The 17,844-nt window shown below is 61.6% G+C and carries 15 protein-coding genes; 9 read left to right on the top strand and 6 right to left on the bottom strand.

The window, feature by feature from the left end:
* The first annotated feature begins 62 nt into the window (after nucleotides 1–62).
* Nucleotides 63–956: a LysR family transcriptional regulator gene (locus tag LOY31_RS11585; protein ID WP_085608956.1), complete on the top strand. Its 894-nt coding sequence runs from the start codon at nucleotides 63–65 to the stop codon at nucleotides 954–956.
* Here LOY31_RS11585 and LOY31_RS11580 read toward each other — a convergent pair.
* From LOY31_RS11580 to LOY31_RS11560, 5 genes are all read right to left on the bottom strand, one after another.
* A complete protein-coding gene (locus LOY31_RS11580) occupies nucleotides 922–1,536 on the bottom strand; it encodes a GNAT family N-acetyltransferase (RefSeq protein WP_085648926.1) in 615 nt (204 codons plus the stop codon). The genes LOY31_RS11585 and LOY31_RS11580 overlap by 35 nt on opposite strands.
* 14 nt (nucleotides 1,537–1,550) lie before the next feature.
* A complete protein-coding gene (locus LOY31_RS11575; protein WP_221533093.1) occupies nucleotides 1,551–3,806 on the bottom strand; it encodes an Orn/Lys/Arg decarboxylase N-terminal domain-containing protein in 2,256 nt (751 codons plus the stop codon).
* Between the two features lie 155 nt (nucleotides 3,807–3,961).
* Nucleotides 3,962–4,720 carry a DNA polymerase III subunit epsilon gene (gene dnaQ / locus LOY31_RS11570; protein WP_115077416.1) on the bottom strand — a complete coding sequence of 253 codons (759 nt, stop codon included), beginning with the start codon at nucleotides 4,718–4,720 and terminating at the stop codon, nucleotides 3,962–3,964.
* Nucleotides 4,721–4,803: 83 nt separating this feature from the next.
* Nucleotides 4,804–5,265, bottom strand: a complete 462-nt coding sequence (gene rnhA / locus LOY31_RS11565) for a ribonuclease HI (protein WP_085608960.1) — start codon at nucleotides 5,263–5,265, stop codon at nucleotides 4,804–4,806.
* Nucleotides 5,266–5,358: 93 nt separating this feature from the next.
* Nucleotides 5,359–6,117: a methyltransferase domain-containing protein gene (locus tag LOY31_RS11560; protein ID WP_007956935.1), complete on the bottom strand. Its 759-nt coding sequence runs from the start codon at nucleotides 6,115–6,117 to the stop codon at nucleotides 5,359–5,361.
* Between the two features lie 65 nt (nucleotides 6,118–6,182).
* Between LOY31_RS11560 and gloB the strand changes: the two genes are divergently transcribed.
* From gloB to fabI, 8 genes are all read left to right on the top strand, one after another.
* On the top strand, nucleotides 6,183–6,950 hold the full coding sequence (gloB, locus tag LOY31_RS11555; RefSeq protein ID WP_127797699.1) for a hydroxyacylglutathione hydrolase: 768 nt from the start codon (nucleotides 6,183–6,185) through the stop codon (nucleotides 6,948–6,950).
* A gap of 99 nt (nucleotides 6,951–7,049) precedes the next feature.
* Nucleotides 7,050–8,528: a transglycosylase SLT domain-containing protein gene (locus LOY31_RS11550; RefSeq protein WP_127797698.1), complete on the top strand. Its 1,479-nt coding sequence runs from the start codon at nucleotides 7,050–7,052 to the stop codon at nucleotides 8,526–8,528.
* 165 nt (nucleotides 8,529–8,693) lie between these two features.
* A complete protein-coding gene (locus tag LOY31_RS11545) occupies nucleotides 8,694–10,526 on the top strand; it encodes an extracellular solute-binding protein (protein ID WP_258713295.1) in 1,833 nt (610 codons plus the stop codon).
* Nucleotides 10,523–12,364, top strand: a complete 1,842-nt coding sequence (locus LOY31_RS11540; protein ID WP_258713294.1) for an extracellular solute-binding protein — start codon at nucleotides 10,523–10,525, stop codon at nucleotides 12,362–12,364. The genes LOY31_RS11545 and LOY31_RS11540 overlap by 4 nt, the downstream gene beginning before the upstream one ends.
* Before the next feature lie 4 nt (nucleotides 12,365–12,368).
* The gene (locus tag LOY31_RS11535) at nucleotides 12,369–13,442 is read left to right on the top strand and encodes a microcin C ABC transporter permease YejB (RefSeq protein WP_085613068.1); all 1,074 of its coding nucleotides are present in this window, start codon (nucleotides 12,369–12,371) and stop codon (nucleotides 13,440–13,442) included.
* A gap of 1 nt (nucleotide 13,443) precedes the next feature.
* On the top strand, nucleotides 13,444–14,463 hold the full coding sequence (locus LOY31_RS11530) for an ABC transporter permease (protein WP_007956945.1): 1,020 nt from the start codon (nucleotides 13,444–13,446) through the stop codon (nucleotides 14,461–14,463).
* 1 nt (nucleotide 14,464) lies between these two features.
* The gene (locus LOY31_RS11525) at nucleotides 14,465–16,075 is read left to right on the top strand and encodes an ABC transporter ATP-binding protein (RefSeq protein ID WP_258713293.1); all 1,611 of its coding nucleotides are present in this window, start codon (nucleotides 14,465–14,467) and stop codon (nucleotides 16,073–16,075) included.
* Nucleotides 16,076–16,094: 19 nt separating this feature from the next.
* On the top strand, nucleotides 16,095–16,889 hold the full coding sequence (gene fabI, locus LOY31_RS11520; protein WP_007956947.1) for an enoyl-ACP reductase FabI: 795 nt from the start codon (nucleotides 16,095–16,097) through the stop codon (nucleotides 16,887–16,889).
* 43 nt (nucleotides 16,890–16,932) lie between these two features.
* Here fabI and LOY31_RS11515 read toward each other — a convergent pair whose 3' ends face one another.
* Complete coding sequence (locus tag LOY31_RS11515) at nucleotides 16,933–17,796, bottom strand: LysR family transcriptional regulator (RefSeq protein WP_258713292.1); 864 nt, start codon at nucleotides 17,794–17,796, stop codon at nucleotides 16,933–16,935.
* Nucleotides 17,797–17,844: the final 48 nt, after the last annotated feature.

Below are 17,844 nucleotides of genomic sequence, written 5' to 3'. Positions count from 1 at the left end.
TCCGCGCCGAGTTGGGGTAGGATTCAGCCACTGACCCCAACGGCCGGACATGGACTTCACGCATGCGTTTACGTCATATCGAAGTGATTCAGGCGCTTTTGCAGACCGGTCACGTGGGCACCGCCGCCGAATGGCTGCAACTAGCGGCGCCCGAGGTCGAAGAGCGTTTGCGCGAAGCCGAGAGTCAGCTTGGTTTCATGCTGTTCGCCAGCGTACGCGGACGACTTCAGCCAACCCCGGAGGCCCGGGCGCTGCAAGTCGAGATCGGCCACATCTATGAAGCGCTGGAGCCGGTGCAACGGCTGGCCAGCAGCCTCAAGCAATACCTCGCCCCGCCCCTGCGGATCATCGGCACCCCGCCGCTGGCCCAGCAACTGCTGCCGCAAAGTCTCGCCGCCCTGCGCCGTCGCTTGCCAGACGTGCCCTGCACCCTGCTCAGCGAACCGACCCGCGACATCGTCCGCCACCTGCTGCTGCGCGACAGCGATCTGGGCCTGAGCCTGCACGACCCACAACACCCCGACATTGATTGCCAGCCACTGGCCCAGGGCAAGTTGCAATTGCTTGCGCCGCACGGCTGGCTGCAACCGAAACAGAAGTACATTTCGCTGCAGGATCTGGCCGGTCAGGCGATGGTCGGCCTCGAAGGCCAGGACCCGCTGAGTCCGGCCCTGGAAAACAAGCTCCAGGCCCTGCGCCCGGCGCCGACCATCCAGACCCGGGTGCAGACCCACCAGATGATGCGCAGCATGGTCGAGGCCGGCGAAGGGCTGGCGATCGTCGACCCGTTCACCGCCCTTGGCGCACGGGCGGGGGGTCTCGACGTCTGCCCGCTGTCGCCGGCGGTGCCGATCAGCCTCTATGCCCTGACCTTCAAACACGCCACGCCGTCAGCGGCGATTCAGACGCTGCTCGGGATCGTCACGGAACAAGCCGAGGCGATGCTGGCGAACTGATCGGATGCTCCAGCGGGTTATCGAACAATCGATACCAGAACAGCGCCACTTCGGCGGTGTTCGGATCGATGCCGCGATAACGCAGGTGGTCGATGCCGCCGATCACATACCCGCAACGCTCATACAGGCGGCAGGCGCCGAGGTTGTTGTTCTGGGTTTCCAGCATGATCCCCGGCAGTTTTTTCTTGCGACTCCAGAACTGCGCCACATCCAGCAAGGCCTTGGCCACGCCATGGCGCCGCGCCGGGGCGTGCACCGCCAGTTCATCGATATGGGCGAAGCCGTTCCAGTTGGTACTGATCACCAGATGACCAACCGGCTCGTCCTCCAGATACGCCATGAAAATCGCACTGTCGGCGGCATCGCGAAAACTGCTGAACTCCTCCGGATCGATGCCGTAGCACTTGCGATACGGCACGATGGGCGTCACGGCCCATTGCGCCACTGGTTTGCCGATTTCGGCCGTGCCGTAAGCGGCCACCTCGAAGCTGAAATCGCTGCCCCAGATGTAAGCCGCAAAACCGTCGTCGGCGACTCGCACCGACAACCCTGGGTATTTCGGATTCATGACCGGTTGCATACTCGGAAAAGCCCTCATTCCTTGACGCAATCGACGGTGTATTGCCGCCCATTGCCCTCATCTTCGTGTTGCAGACCGTGCACATCGACCACGAACCCCGGAAACGTTGCGTCGAACGTGCGGGCAAACCTGAGGTATTCGATGATCGAGCGCGTGGATTCGGTAAAACGTTCGCCGGGCATGATCAGCGGAATCCCCGGCGGATAAGGCACCAGCATCACCGCCGCCACTCGGCCTTCCAGCTCGTCGATCGGCACTGCCTCGACTTCGCCGCGCACCAGTTGATCGTAAGCGTGGGCCGGTTTCATGGCGATTTCCGGCAGCACGGTGTACATGCGTTTGAGATGTTTGGCGGTGGCGTTGCTGCGATAGCAGGCGTGGAGCTGATCGCACAGATCGCGCAGGCCCATGCCGCGATAGCGCACAGGATCTTCCTGCGCGACACACTTGAGGCAGGTATCGAGGCTGACGTTGGCGTCGTAGCTGCGCTTGAACTCCAGCAGTTCGGTCAGCAGCGTGCTCCACTTGCCCTTGGTGATGCCCATGGAGAACAGCACCAGAAATGAATACAGGCCGGTTTTCTCCACCACCAATCCGCGCTCCCACAGGAAACGGCTAACGACTGCCGCCGGAATACCCTTGTCGCTTAAAGCGCCGCCGGCGGTCAGGCCCGGCATGACCAGAGTGACCTTGATCGGGTCGAGCAGTACGTAGTCGTCGCTGACCTCGCCGAAACCGTGCCAGTCCGCATCCGGTTGCAGCAGCCAGTCCTGGGTCTGCACCCGGTCGATGCCCTCGACACCCGGTGGCTGCCAGATCGAGAACCACCAGTCATCAGCGGCGATGTGCTGGCGCAGATTGGCCAGCGCCCGGCGAAAGCTCAGGGCTTCGTCGAAGGTTTCCTGCAACAGCGAGCGGCCGGCCGGGCCTTCCATCATGGCCGACGCCACGTCCAGCGAGGCGATGATGCTGTACTGCGGCGACGTCGAGATGTGCATCATGAATGCTTCGTTGAAACGGTCGCGATCCAGCTGCCGTGCGCCGCCGTCCTGCACATGGATCATCGAAGCCTGACTGAACGCCGCCAGCAGTTTGTGGGTGGAATGGGTGGTGAACACCAGCGGACTGTCCTCGCTGCGCGAGGTGGCCATGCCGTAACGGCCGGCAAAGAATTCGTGAAACGCCGCGTAGGCATACCAGGCTTCGTCGAAATGCAGGACTTCGACGCTGTTGCCCAGGCTCTGCTTGATCAGTTCGGCGTTGTAGCAGAGACCGTCGTAGGTCGAGTTGGTGATCACCGCCAGTTTGACTTTCGGTTCGCGGCCCTTGGTCAACGGGCTGGCATCGATCTTGGCCTGGATCGATTCGCGGCTGAATTCACTCAACGGGATCGGGCCGATGATCCCCAGCTCATTGCGTTCCGGACACAGGTACAGCGGAATCGCACCGGTCATGATGATCGCGTGCAACACCGACTTGTGACAGTTGCGATCCACCAGCACCAGATCATCGCGCCCGACCATCGAGTGCCAGACGATCTTGTTGGCGGTCGAGGTGCCATTGATCACGAAAAAGGTGTGATCGGCGCCGAAATTACGCGCGGCTCGCGCTTCTGCTTCGGCCAGTGGCCCGGTGTGGTCGAGCAGCGAGCCCAACTCCGGCACCGACACCGACAAATCCGAACGCAGGGTGTTTTCCCCGAAGAACTGGTGAAACGCCTGCCCCACCGGGCTCTTGTGATACGCCACGCCACCGCCATGACCGGGGGTGTGCCAGGAATAGTTGGAATCGGCGGTGTGCTGCACCAGCGCCTTGAAGAATGGCGGCAACAGCCCGTCCAGGTATTTGCGCGCCGCCCGCGCCACTTGCCGGGCGAGAAACGGCACCGTGTCTTCGAACAGGTAGAGAATGCCGCGCAACTGGTTGAGCTCGGCCATGGCATCGGCCGGGGCATTTTCCAGGGTGACTTGCTCGCCAAGGGCAAAGATCGGCAGATCCGGCGCCCGCACCCGGGCCAGACCGATCAGTTCGGCCATGTTCTGCAACAGATGGGAATTGGTGCTGGCGTCTTCGGCGGCGATCAGCATGCACGCCAGACCATGGTGGGTCGACGCCACCAGCCGGCCCTCGGTGTAGTCCGTGGCCGAAACGATACTGAAACCTTCCAGCTCCAGCTCTCGGGCGATTCCGCGGATGCGGTCACCGGCAACCGTGTCGGCCTTGATGTCGCGATGGACGATCAATACCGGGAACTTCAGATCTTTGTACATGGGGCTCAGTGTCCTGAGGCGGCGGAGAGTGATCTGCCAATGTCCTCAGGGTAGAGGGTCGGAGCCGATGTGGCGAGGGTGGCCAGTTGTCAGTACTGCCAAAAACAAAGGATCGTCCAGACACGGCTTGAGTGTCCGGACGATCCTTTTTTGCATTACGCCTGGGCTTCGGCTTCCAGCAGCTGGGTCCACAGCGCCGGGGCGCCGGCCGACTTGGCGATGATTTCCAGACGCACCTGGTGTTCGGCCAGCTCGGCTTCGGTGGCGCGAATGATTCGCCCCGGTTGACGATCTGCCGGCAGACGACGGATTTCGGTGGCGGAGTTGTCCGCGCCCTCGCCCGTGCCATTGCCATCGGAGGCGTTGCCGGCCAGCGACAGGCTGGTCTGGCCACCGGTCATGGTCAGGTAAACGTCGGCGAGAATCTCCGAGTCGAGCAATGCGCCGTGCAGCTCACGGCCGGAGTTGTCGACGCCGTAGCGTTTGCACAAGGCATCGAGGCTGTTGCGCTGACCCGGGTGACGTTCCCGGGCCATCATCAGGGTGTCGAGGATCGTGCAGTGCTGCGTGATGTCCGCACGATCCTGCTGGCCCATCAGGGCGAATTCGTTGTTGATGAAGCCAACGTCGAACGCCGCGTTGTGGATGATCAGCTGCGCGCCGTTGATGAACTCGAAGAACTCGTCGGCCACCTCGGCAAAACGCGGCTTGCCGACCAGGAATTCGTTGGTGATGCCGTGAACGCCGATCGCGCCTTCGTCACTCTCGCGATCCGGTTGCAGGTAAACGTGAAAGTGCCGGCCCGTCAGGCGTCGACCGATCAGCTCGACACAACCGATTTCGATAATCCGGTGGCCGTCGGTCACCGGCATGCCGGTGGTTTCGGTATCGAGTACAACGGATCTGGTGGCCATCAGTGTTCAGCTCTCAACGGGGGTCAATCGTGCAAAAGCGGCGATGTTAACACGCTCGCCGGAAGGGTTTCAGTGGTAAGGACTCAGCTCTGCTTGTAACCGCGAACCTCATCCACTCCACGGTTGGCCAACTGGTCGGCGCGTTCGTTGCCGTGGTGGCCGATGTGGCCGCGGACCCATTTCCAGGTGACCTTGTGGCGGCTGACCTGCTCGTCGAGCTCTTTCCACAGGTCGGCGTTTTTGACTGGCTCCTTGGCGGCGGTTTTCCAGCCGCGTTTCTTCCAGTTGGCCATCCACTCGTTGATGCCTTTCATCACGTATTGCGAGTCGGTCACCAGCAGCACTTCGCACGGACGCTTGAGGGCTTCCAGGCCGCGAATCGCACCGAGCAGCTCCATGCGGTTGTTGGTGGTGTTGGCTTCGCCGCCCCACAGTTCCTTTTCGACGCCCTTGCACACCAGCAAGGCGCCCCAGCCGCCCGGGCCGGGGTTGCCTTTGCAGGCGCCGTCAGTGAACAGTTCTACGCTATCGACGCTTTCGCTCATGCCAGTCTATCCAGAAAAAATGCGTGGCCTCGCCGATCACGGATCGACAATGGCCGAGGCCGGGGATTGACCCGGCCATCAATAAAAGAAGGTTTACGGTTCGATGCGCCGGCGGTTGACCTTGGCCATCGGCAGCGGAATCAGCTTGCCCATCGGCTCGCGGCGTTCCTGGCGCACCGGACGCAGGCCGACCACGATCTTGCGCGCGACCAGTAAATAGAAGCCGCCGCCCGACAGTTGCCAGTCGCCGGCCTTGCGTTCCCAGCCGGCCAGACGGGCCTGCCACTTGGGTGACGCGAGCGGCGGACGATAGCACCCGAAGCGGCGTTTCTCCAGCGCGAAGCCCAGCAGGTTGAGCCAGTCCGCCACCCGTGACGGCGAGATGCAGCGCGCCTGACGCAACGCATCATGGGCGAATACATGGCGCAGCCCCCAGGTGCTCCAGGGGTTGATGCCGACGATCAGCAGATGCCCGCCGGGGCGCACGCTGCTGGCCGCTTCGCGCAAAAGGCCATGGGGCGACAGACAGAAATCCAGGCCGTGCTGCAAAACCACCACGTCGGCGGCGTGCTCGCTCAACGGCCAGGCCTGCTCTTCGCAGACGATCTCCACGCCCGGCAACGGCGCGCCCAACCGCACATTGCGCTGCACCTGCGGCGCCGACGGCGGTGTTTCGGCGGACGGGCCGTAATGCACCAGATAGCCGCCGAAGAATCGACCCAGCTCGTCTTCGAGCATGCGCCGTTCTTCGTCCAGCAGAAATTGCCCGAGGGGGCCGGACAGCCATTCACGGGCTGCACCGATCAGCGCGAGCCAGTCAGGATCGGCCTGAGCGAACGCTTTATCGATCATTGCATTCTCCAACACGCCAGGAACCTCTAAGATGCGCCAATGTTACCCGCTTGGCGAATTCGACGATGATACAGATCAGTGCCCTGCCCGCCTTCACCGACAACTACATCTGGTTGTTACAGGATCATGCCACCCAGCGTTGCGCAGTGGTCGATCCGGGGGATGCCGCCCCCGTGCAGGCGTGGCTCGACGCGCATCCGGGCTGGGTGCTCGGCGACATTCTTATCACTCACCATCACCACGACCATGTCGGCGGCGTCGAAACGCTGAAGAAGGCAAGCGGCGCCACGGTCTACGGACCGGCCAGCGAAAGCATTCCGGGGCGGGACGTGGCTCTCAAGGACAACGACACGGTGCGCGTGCTCGGCTGGGACTTCGACGTCTATGCCGTGCCCGGCCACACCCTGGGACACATCGCCTACTACCATCATGGCCTGCTGTTCTGTGGCGATACCCTGTTCGCTGCCGGTTGCGGCCGTCTGTTCGAAGGCACGCCGCAACAGATGCACCAATCGTTGAGCCGTCTCGCGGCGCTGCCGGAAGACACGCTGGTCTACTGCACCCACGAATACACCCTGAGCAACCTGAAATTCGCCGCCGCCGTGGAGCCGGGCAACCGGGACATCGCCGCCCGTCTGGAAAAAGTCAGCCAGCAACGTGCCAGCGGTGTGATGACCCTGCCCTCGACCCTGGCGCTGGAAAAGCTCACAAACCCGTTTTTGCGCACCGGTGAAATATTAGTTACACAAAAAGTGGACGAACGGAGCGGCCCTCAAAACCGGGCGCCGAGTGAGGTTTTTGCGGCTCTGCGGGCATGGAAAGATACGTTCTAAGTGGCTCCCTGCCTGGTACAAAAATTCTGAATGGTTGACCGCAGGGGGTGCGCTTTCTAGAATCGCCCGACATTTTTGCCCGGAACTTACTTCCAGCCAATGTCGTCATCCATACGTAAGTCCGTCAATTCAGATGCTTTGACCCGCCTGGCGCAAGCCATCGCGGTGGCTGTCTCCGCCACACTGGCGGGCTGTTCCAGCCATGCTCCGCAGACTGAAGCGACACATACGCCGAACATTGCTGCGCGAGCCAAGCAGAAGCCTATCTGGTTGTCGGAAAAGCCCAGCCCTCAGGTGCCTCAGGACATCTGGGAGCGCATGCGCGGCGGTTTCCAGCTGCAGGAAGGTCTGGGCGTGAACCCGCGCATCGAGCAACAGCGCCTGTGGTTCGCCAGTAACCCTTCCTTCCTCGAGAACGCCGGCGAGCGCGGCAGCCTCTACATTCATTACATCGTCGAGCGCCTCGAAGAACGCAACATGCCACTGGAACTGGCCCTGCTGCCGGTCATCGAAAGCGCCTACAACCCGATGGCCTATTCCCGGGCCGACGCGGTGGGCCTCTGGCAGTTCATCCCTTCCACAGGGCGTTACTTCAACCTGCGTCAGACCCGTTTCTACGATGGCCGTCGCGACATCACTGCTTCGACCACCGCAGCGATGGACTACCTGACCCGCCTGCACGACATGTTCAACGGTGACTGGCTGCTGGCCCTGGCCGCGTACAACGCCGGCGAAGGCACGGTCAGCCGCGCCATCGAGCGCAACGAAAAGCTCGGCCTGCCGACCGATTACTGGAACCTGCCGCTGCCGGCGGAAACCCAGGCTTACGTGCCGAAGCTGCTGGCGCTCTCGCAAGTGGTCCTGACGCCTGAAGCCTATGGCGTGAACCTCAACCCGATCGCCAACGAACCGTATTTCCAGGTCGTCGAAATCAACCAGCGCATGGACCTGTCCAAGGTCGCAGCGGTGGCCAACATCGATGAAGACGAGCTGTTCCAGCTCAACCCGGCCTTCAAGCAGCGCACCACCATCGACGGCCCGCAGCACCTGCTGGTGCCGACCTCGAAGGCGCAACTGCTGACCGCCAGCCTGCAGACCATGCGTCCTGAAGAGCTGATCAGCCCGCGTTCGCTGAAACCGGTGTTCGAAGGCGCCGACCCGAGCGAGATCGCCCAGGCCAAGCGCGCCTATCGCGTCAAGCGCGGCGACAACCTCGGTTCCATCGCCAAGGCCAACAAGGTCGAGGTCAAGGATCTGCAACGCTGGAACAAGCTGACCGGCAAGAATCTCAAGGTCGGCCAGACCCTGGTCATGCGCGACACCACCCAGCGCACGCCTACCCGCAAGAGTGGCGGACGCATCAATACGGTCGTCGCTGCCAACAGCAAAACCAGCAGCAAGGCCAAAGACAAGGACGACAGCAAGCAGCAGACCCAGTACAAGGTCAAACGCGGCGACACGCTGTACGTGGTGGCCAAGCGCTTCAACGTCGAGATGCAACACCTCAAGCGCTGGAATCCGGGCGCCGGCAAAGCGCTCAAGCCCGGGCAGATGCTCACGGTCTACCAGCCGCACTGACAAAGAGCCCCTGAATTTCAGGGGCTTTTTTTCGCCTGTCATTTTTTACCTTCGGCGCAGGCAACGCCCACAATTAACCGCGCATTAAGCCCCTGTCTTTTTCCTGTCCATACAAGCTGTTACTGTACGGCCCACAAAGCCCAAGCCGCCTGGATCGGATCTGACTTGAAGCGTCCCCTCCTCCTGCTCCTGATCAGCCTGGCCTTGAGCTCCCCCGTCAGCGCGACGATCACCGAAAGCCACGGTTATGCGCAGTTCGGCACGCTCAAGTACCCGGCCAGATTTACCCACTTCGACTGGGTCAACCCGCAAGCGCCCAAGGGCGGCACCTTGCGGGTGATGGCGTTTGGCACCTTCGATACGCTCAACCCCTACACCTTCAAGGGCACCAGCCCGGTCACCACGGCGAATTTCCTGCAATACGGCATCAACGAGCTGAACGAGCCATTGATGGTCGGCACCGGGCAATACGCGCCGTCGGGGGACGAGCCGGCCTCCAGTTACGGCCTGATCGCCCAATCGGTGGAGTACAGCGAAGATCGCAGCTGGGTGGTGTTCAATCTGCGCCCGCAAGCGCGCTTCCACGATGGCACGCCGATCACCGCGTACGACGTGGCGTTCTCCTATCGCCTGCTGCTCAAGGAAGGTCATCCGCTGTATCGCACCGCCCTTCAGGAAGTGCTCCGCGTCGATATCCTCAACCCGCAGCGCATCCGGTTTGTGCTCAAGCGCAGCGGCAATCCGTTGCTGATCCTGCGCCTCGGCGAATTGCCGGTACTGCCCCAGCATTACTGGAAGGGTCGCGACTTCAAGGCCACTACCTTCGAGCCGCCGCTGGGCAGCGGGCCGTACCGCATTACCTCGGTCACGCCGGGGCGGCAGTTGATTTTCGAGCGGGTCAAGGACTACTGGGGCAAGGACCTGCCGGTCAATCGCGGCAAGTACAACGTCGAGCGCATGGAAGTCGAGTTCTACCGCGACAGCGATGTGGCCTTCGAAGCGTTCAAGGCCGGCGAGTTCGACATCTATATCGAGCATCAGGCGAAGAACTGGGCCAACGGCTACAACTTCCCGGCGATCCGTCGCGGCGACGTGATCAAGGCACAGATCCCGCACCAGATCCCGACCCAGAGTCAGGGTCTGTTCATGAACACCCGGCGCCCGGTCTTTGCCGATATCAAGGTGCGCGAAGCCCTGGGCCTGATGTTCGACTTCGAATGGACCAATCGCGCCCTGTTCAGCGACGCCTACAAACGCACCACCAGCTACTACCCCAACAGCGAATTCAGCGCCGTCGGCCTGCCGGTCGGCCATGAATGGCTGATGCTCAAGCCGTACAAGGATCAACTGCCGGCGCGCCTCTTCACCGAACCGTTCACGCTGCCGCAGACCGACGGGCGCGGCATTCCCCGGAAAACCATGCGCAAAGCCCTGGCGCTGCTGGCCGAGGCCGGCTGGAAGCTCAACGGCCAGCGTCTGCAGAACACCGCCGGCCAGCCGCTGCGTTTCGAGCTGTTGCTGGTCAATCCGAACCTGGAGCGGATCCTCCAGCCGTACATCGAGAACCTCAACAGCATCGGCATCGACGCGCGCCTGCGCACGGTGGATCGCGCCCAGTACAAACAGCGTCTGGATCAGTTCGATTTCGACATGATTCTGATGACTCTCAACCAGACGCTCAGCCCGGGGCTGGAACAGTGGCAGTACTTCCACTCCAGCCAGGTCGGGGTCAAGGGCAGCAAGAATTACGCGGGCATCGCCAACCCGGTGGTCGATCATCTGCTTGAGCAACTGCTCGCCGCCCGCACCCGCGATGAACAGGTCGCCGCCGGCAAGGCACTGGACCGCGTGCTGCTCTGGCAGCACTACAGCATTCCCAACTGGTACCTCAATTATCACCGTCTGGCGTACCGCAACCGGTTCGCCTTCGTCACCACGCCGCCCTACACCCTGGGCCTGAGCGCGTGGTGGCTGAAATCTTCGGAGAAAGATCGATGAAGCCTATCCGCGCCCTGCTCGTGCAGGCCAGCGGTCTGCTGTTCGCCGGGCTGGCCTTTGCCGCCCCGCAACACGCCGTGACCCTGTACAACGAGCCGCCGAAATACCCCGCCGACTTCAAGCACTTCGATTACGTGAACCCCGACGCGCCCAAGGGCGGGATCTTCCGCCAGGCCGGTTTCGGCGGCTTCGACAGCCTCAACCCGTTCATCAGCAAAGGCGTGCCGGCGGACGATATCGGCCTGATCTACGACACCCTGGCCAAACAGGGTCTGGACGAGCCGTTCACCGAATACGGCCTGATCGCCAGCAAGATTGAAAAAGCCCCGGACAACAGCTGGGTGCGCTTCTACCTGCGTCCCGAAGCGAAGTTTCACGACGGCCACCCGGTACGTGCCGACGATGTGGTGTTCAGCTTCCAGACGCTGACCAAGGAAGGCGCACCGATGTATCGCGGCTACTACGCCGACGTCGAGGAAGTGATCGCCGAAGATCCGCTCAAAGTGCTGTTCAAGTTCAAGCACACCAACAACCGCGAACTGCCGCTGATCCTCGGTCAGTTGCCGGTGCTGCCGAAACACTGGTGGGCCGAGCGTGATTTCAACAAGGGCAACCTGGAAATCCCGTTGGGCAGCGGCCCGTACAAGGTCACCGAGGTGAAGGCCGGGCGCTCGGTGCGTTATGAGCGGGTCAAGGATTACTGGGGCAAGGATTTGCCGGTCAATCGCGGCTTCTACAACTTCGACGTGATGACCACCGACTACTACCGCGACAACACCGTCGCGCTGGAAGCGTTGAAAGCCGGACAGTTCGATTACTGGCTGGAAATGGCGGCGAAAAACTGGGCCAACGCCTACAACGTGCCGGCAGTGACCGAAGGGCGGTTGATCAAGGAACAGATTGCCAACAGCAATCCGACCGGCATGCAGGGCTTCGTCTTCAATCTGCGTCGCCCGGTGTTTCAGGACGTGCGGGTACGCCAGGCCCTCGGCCTGCTGTTCGACTTCGAATGGACCAACAAGCAATTGTTCAACGGCGCTTATGCACGCACCCGCAGTTACTTCGAAAACTCGGAAATGGCCGCCACCGGCCTGCCTGATGCAGAGCAGGTGGCGATCCTCGATCCGTTCCGCAGCAAGCTGCCGGCGCAGGTGTTCAGCGAAGCCTTCGAAAATCCGAAAACCGACGCCAGCGGCATGATCCGCACGCAACAGCGCGAGGCATATCAGTTGCTGCAAGAGGCTGGCTGGAAAATCGTCGACGACAAAATGGTCGACGCCACCGGCAAACCGGTGGTCATCGAATTCCTCCTGGCCCAGACCGAATTCGAACGCGTGTTGTTGCCGTTCAAGCGCAACCTCAGCGACCTCGGCATCGATCTGGTGATTCGCCGTGTCGACGTGTCGCAATACGTCAATCGCGTGCGCTCGCGAGACTTCGACATGATGGTCGGCAGCTTCCCGCAGTCCAATTCGCCGGGCAACGAGCAGCGCGAGTTCTGGATGAGCGCTGCGGCCGACAAGGCCAGCAGCCGCAACTCGATGGGCCTCAAGGACCCGGTGGTCGATCACCTGGTGGAGAACCTGATCAACGCCGATTCGCGCAAAAGCCTGGTGGCCCACGCCCGCGCCCTCGACCGTGTGCTGCAATGGGGTTACTACGTGATCCCGAACTGGCACATCAAGACCTGGCGCGTGGCGTACTGGAACCACATCGGCCACCCGAAAGTCTCCCCCAAGTACGACATCGGCATTAACACCTGGTGGGTCAAACCCGATGCGAAACCTGCGGTAGAAGTCGAAACCCAACTGCAAGCCGACCCTGTGGGCACGGAGTAATCAGATGCTGGCGTACATTTTTCGGCGACTGCTGCTGATCATCCCGACCCTGTTCGGCATTCTGCTGATCAACTTCGTGATCATCCAGGCCGCGCCCGGCGGGCCGGTGGAACAGATGATCGCCAAGCTCGAAGGCTTCGAAGGCGCCACCAGCCGCATTGCCGGTGGCGGTGCCGAAGTATCGGTGGCCGGCTCTTCCTATCGCGGAGCGCAGGGCCTGGACCCGGCGCTGATCAAGGAAATCGAGAAGATGTACGGGTTCGACAAATCGGCCCCGGAACGTCTGTGGATCATGGTCAAGAACTACGCGAAGCTGGATTTCGGCGACAGTTTCTTTCGCGACGCCAAGGTCATCGACCTGATCAAGGAAAAGATGCCGGTGTCGATCTCGCTCGGATTGTGGAGCACGCTGATCATGTACCTGGTGTCGATCCCGCTGGGGATCGCCAAGGCCACGCGGCACGGCAGTCATTTCGACGTCTGGACCAGTTCGGCGATCATCGTGGGTTATGCGATCCCGGCATTCCTGTTTGCGATTCTGCTGATCGTGGTGTTTGCCGGCGGCAGTTATCTGGACTGGTTTCCTTTACGCGGCCTGACCTCGAACAACTTCGATGAACTGAGCCTGGGCGGCAAGGTTCTCGATTACTTCTGGCACCTGGCGCTGCCGGTGACGGCGCTGGTGATCGGCAACTTCGCGACCATGACCCTGCTGACCAAAAACAGCTTTCTCGACGAAATCAACAAGCAGTATGTGGTCACCGCCAAGGCCAAGGGCCTGACCCGCCACCGCGTGCTCTACGGCCATGTGTTCCGCAATGCGATGCTGCTGGTGATCGCCGGTTTTCCGTCGGCGTTCATCGGCATCTTCTTCACCGGTTCGTTGCTGGTGGAAGTGATCTTCTCCCTCGACGGCCTCGGCCTGATGAGTTTCGAAGCGGCGATCAACCGCGATTACCCGGTGGTGTTCGGCACCCTGTTCATCTTCACCCTCCTGGGGCTGGTGGTGAAACTGATCGGCGACCTCACCTACACCCTTGTCGATCCGCGTATCGACTTTGCCAGCCGGGAGCATTGAGATGAACCTGTCCCCTCTCAACCGCCGGCGCTTCGAACTGTTCAAGGCCAACAAGCGTGGCTGGTGGTCGCTGTGGCTGTTCCTGATCCTGTTCGGCCTGAGCCTCGGTGCCGAACTGATCGCCAACGACAAACCGCTGGTGGTGCACTACGACAACAACTGGTACTTCCCGGCGATCAAGCGCTACCCGGAAACCACCTTCGGCGGCGAATTCCCGCTGGAAGCCAACTACAAGAGCCCGTACATCCGCGAACTGCTCAAGGCCAAGGACGCGTGGGTGCTGTGGGCGCCGATTCCGTTCAGCTACCAGAGCATCAACTACGACCTGAAAGTCCCGGCCCCCGCCCCGCCGTCGGCGGACAACCTGCTGGGCACCGACGATCAGGGCCGCGATGTACTGGCGCGGGTCATCTATGGCTTCCGGGTGTCGGTGCTGTTTGCCCTGACCCTGACCGTGCTCAGCTCGATCATCGGCGTGATCGCCGGCGCCTTGCAGGGTTTCTACGGCGGCTGGGTCGATCTGGCCGGCCAGCGCTTTCTGGAGATCTGGTCGGGTTTGCCGGTGTTGTACCTGCTGATCATCCTCGCCAGTTTCGTCCAGCCGAATTTCTGGTGGCTGCTGGGAATCATGCTGCTGTTCTCGTGGATGAGCCTGGTGGACGTGGTGCGCGCCGAGTTCCTGCGCGGGCGCAACCTCGAATACGTGCGTGCAGCCAGAGCGCTGGGCATGCAGAACGGCGCGATCATGTTCCGCCACATTCTGCCCAACGCCATGGTTTCGACCATGACCTTCATGCCGTTCATCCTGACCGGCGCCATCGGCACCCTCACCGCCCTGGACTTCCTCGGTTTCGGCTTGCCGGCCGGCAGTCCGTCGCTGGGTGAACTGGTGGCCCAGGGCAAATCCAACCTGCAGGCGCCGTGGCTGGGCATGAGCGCGTTTGCGGTGCTGGCGCTGATGTTGAGTTTGCTGGTGTTCATCGGCGAGTCCGCTCGCGATGCCTTCGACCCGAGGAAGTGACATGAATCAGGACAATCTGATCGAAATCCGCGACCTGGCCGTCGAATTCGGCATCGGTGATCGCGTGCAACGGGTGGTCGAAGGCGTGAGTTTCGACATCAAGCGCGGCGAAACCCTGGCGCTGGTGGGCGAGTCAGGCTCGGGCAAGTCGGTGACGGCGCATTCGATCCTGCGCCTGCTACCCTATCCGCTGGCGCGGCATCCGGGCGGCAGCATCAACTATTCCGGGCAAAACCTGCTGGAGCTGGGCGAAAAGACCATCCGTCACATTCGTGGCAACCGGATCGCGATGATCTTTCAGGAGCCGATGACCTCGCTCAACCCGCTGCACTCGATCGAGAAGCAGATCAACGAGGTGCTGGGCATCCACAAGGGCCTGACCGGCAAGGTCGCGACCAAGCGTACGCTGGAGTTGCTGGAGATGGTCGGCATCCCCGAGCCGCACAAGCGCCTCAAGGCCCTGCCCCATGAATTGTCCGGCGGCCAGCGTCAGCGGGTGATGATCGCCATGGCCCTGGCCAACGAGCCGGAACTGCTGATTGCCGACGAACCGACCACTGCGCTGGACGTGACCGTTCAGCTGAAAATCCTCGACCTGCTCAAGGAATTGCAGGCCCGATTGGGCATGGCGCTGTTACTGATCAGTCACGATTTGAACCTCGTGCGAAGAATTGCGCATCGTGTATGTGTCATGCAGCGCGGTTGCATCGTCGAACAGGCATCGTGCGAAGAGCTGTTCCGTTCGCCGCAGCATCCGTACACTCGGGAACTGCTTGGCGCGGAGCCCAGCGGAGGCCCGGCGAGCAATAAAATCGGGGCGCCGCTGCTTGAAGTCGAGGATCTGAAAGTCTGGTTCCCGATCAAGAAAGGCCTGCTCAAGCGCACGGTGGATCACGTCAAGGCAGTGGACGGCATCAATTTCAGCCTGCCTCAGGGTCAGACCCTGGGGATCGTGGGGGAAAGCGGTTCCGGCAAATCCACCCTCGGTCTGGCGATCCTGCGGTTGATCGGCAGCAAAGGTGCGATCCGTTTTGAAGGCAAGCAGCTAGACTGCCTGACGCAAAGCGAAGTCCGGCCGTTGCGTCGGGAGATGCAGGTGGTGTTTCAGGATCCGTTTGGCAGCCTGAGCCCGCGGATGTGCGTGAATGACATCGTTGGCGAAGGCCTGCGGATCCACAAGATGGGCACCGCCGCCGAGCAGGAAGCGGCGATTATTGCGGCATTGAAGGAGGTAGGTCTGGATCCGGAAACCCGGCACCGCTACCCCCACGAATTTTCCGGTGGGCAACGGCAGCGGATTGCCATAGCCCGGGCTTTGGTGCTCAAACCGGCGCTGATCCTGCTGGACGAGCCGACTTCGGCCCTCGACCGGACGGTGCAGCGGCAAGTGGTGGAGCTGTTGCGTTCACTGCAAGCCAAGTACAACCTGACGTATTTGTTCATCAGCCATGACCTGGCTGTTGTGAAAGCGCTGAGCCACCAGCTGATGGTGGTCAAGCATGGCCAAGTGGTCGAACAGGGAGACGCGCAAAGTATCTTTGCCGCCCCCCAACATCCGTATACACAGCAGTTGCTGGAGGCCGCTTTCCTGGCACCAGCCACTGCGCAATAACCTGAAAGAGGAGCAACACATGGGTTTTCTCGCCGGTAAGCGCGTACTGATCGTCGGTGTCGCCAGCAAGCTGTCCATCGCATCCGGCATCGCTGCCGCCATGCATCGCGAGGGCGCTGAGCTTGCCTTCACTTATCAGAACGACAAACTGAAAGGTCGCGTAGAAGAGTTCGCACAGGGCTGGGGTTCGAGCCCTGAGCTGTGCTTCCCGTGCGACGTGGCCAGCGATGAAGAAATCGCCAAGGTCTTCGAAGAACTGAGCAAGAAGTGGGACGGCCTGGACTGCATCGTGCACTCCGTCGGCTTCGCCCCGGGCGACCAACTGGACGGCGACTTCACCGAAGCCACCACCCGTGACGGTTTCCGTATCGCTCACGACATCAGCGCCTACAGCTTCGTGGCTCTGGCCAAAGCTGGTCGCGAAATGATGAAAGGCCGCAACGGCAGCCTGCTGACCCTGTCGTACCTGGGCGCCGAGCGCACCATGCCTAACTACAACGTGATGGGCATGGCCAAGGCTTCGCTGGAAGCCGGCGTACGTTACCTGGCCGGTTCCCTGGGCCCGGACGGCACCCGCGTCAACTGCGTATCGGCCGGCCCGATCCGCACCCTGGCAGCTTCGGGCATCAAGAACTTCCGCAAGATGCTGGCCGCCAACGAAGCGCAAACCCCGCTGCGCCGCAACGTCACCATCGAAGAAGTCGGCAACGCCGGCGCCTTCCTGTGCTCCGACCTGGCGTCGGGCATCAGCGGTGAAATCATGTACGTGGACGGCGGCTTCAACACCACCGCCATGGGCAACATCGAAGAGTAATCTTCGCGCTGCCGATAAAAAGCCCGCCGATTGGCGGGCTTTTTCATGCCTGCGATTCCAGGCAACGGGCGAACAATTGTTGAATGGGTTGAGAACGCTGGCTGTAACGCTGCAACACCACCATCTCCCGATAAAACGTCAGTTCTCCCAGTTCGATCACCCTCACCTTCAGCGGATGATCCAGCCACAGCCCGGCCCTGGGCAACAACGAAACCCCGAGCCCGCACTCGACCATCTTCACGATCGCCTCCAGCTCATCCAGCTCAAGCGCTACGTGGACATCAATCCGCTGCTCGCGCAGAAACTGCGTCACCAGCCGTCCACCAAACGAGTTGCGGTCATAACGCACGTGAGAATGCTCGGCCAGCAGTTGCAGCGGATCATCGCCCTCTACCGTTGTCGGCGCGATCAGCACGAACGGCTCGCGACGAATCACCTGCGCAGACAGCTCCTTGGGCAATTCGAACGGTGGCCTGATCATGATCGCCAGATCGACTTCCCCGGCATCCACCTGACTCAACAGGTTCAGCGACACGCCGGGCACCAGTTTCGGTTCCACGCCCGGCGCCTGTTGCCGCAAGCGCAATAACGCCTGAGGCAACAGCCCGGTTTGCGCGGTCGCCACGGCGCCGATTCTCAGCTCACCGCGAAACTCGCTGACATCTTCGCTGATCGCCATGCGACTGAAGGTGGCGAGCATTTCCTGCGCCATCGGCACTGCGCGCTGCCCGGCCGGATTAAGGATCGCCTGTCGCCCGGTGCGATCGAACAGACGCACGCCCAAGGCCTGCTCCAGATTGCGGATCTGCGCGCTGACCGCCGATTGCGTCAGGCCGATATGCAGACCGGCGGCGGCAAACGTGCCATGTCGCGCCACTGCCAGAAAGGTTTTCAGTTCACGCAGCATGGGCGCCTCGACTGATCGAAATAATTTGAGCTCGGCGCAAAAACTATC

The organism is Pseudomonas sp. B21-021 (assembly GCF_024749205.1).
Lineage (GTDB): Bacteria > Pseudomonadota > Gammaproteobacteria > Pseudomonadales > Pseudomonadaceae > Aquipseudomonas > Aquipseudomonas paraglycinae.
This window is presented reverse-complemented; position numbering and strand designations above follow the sequence as displayed.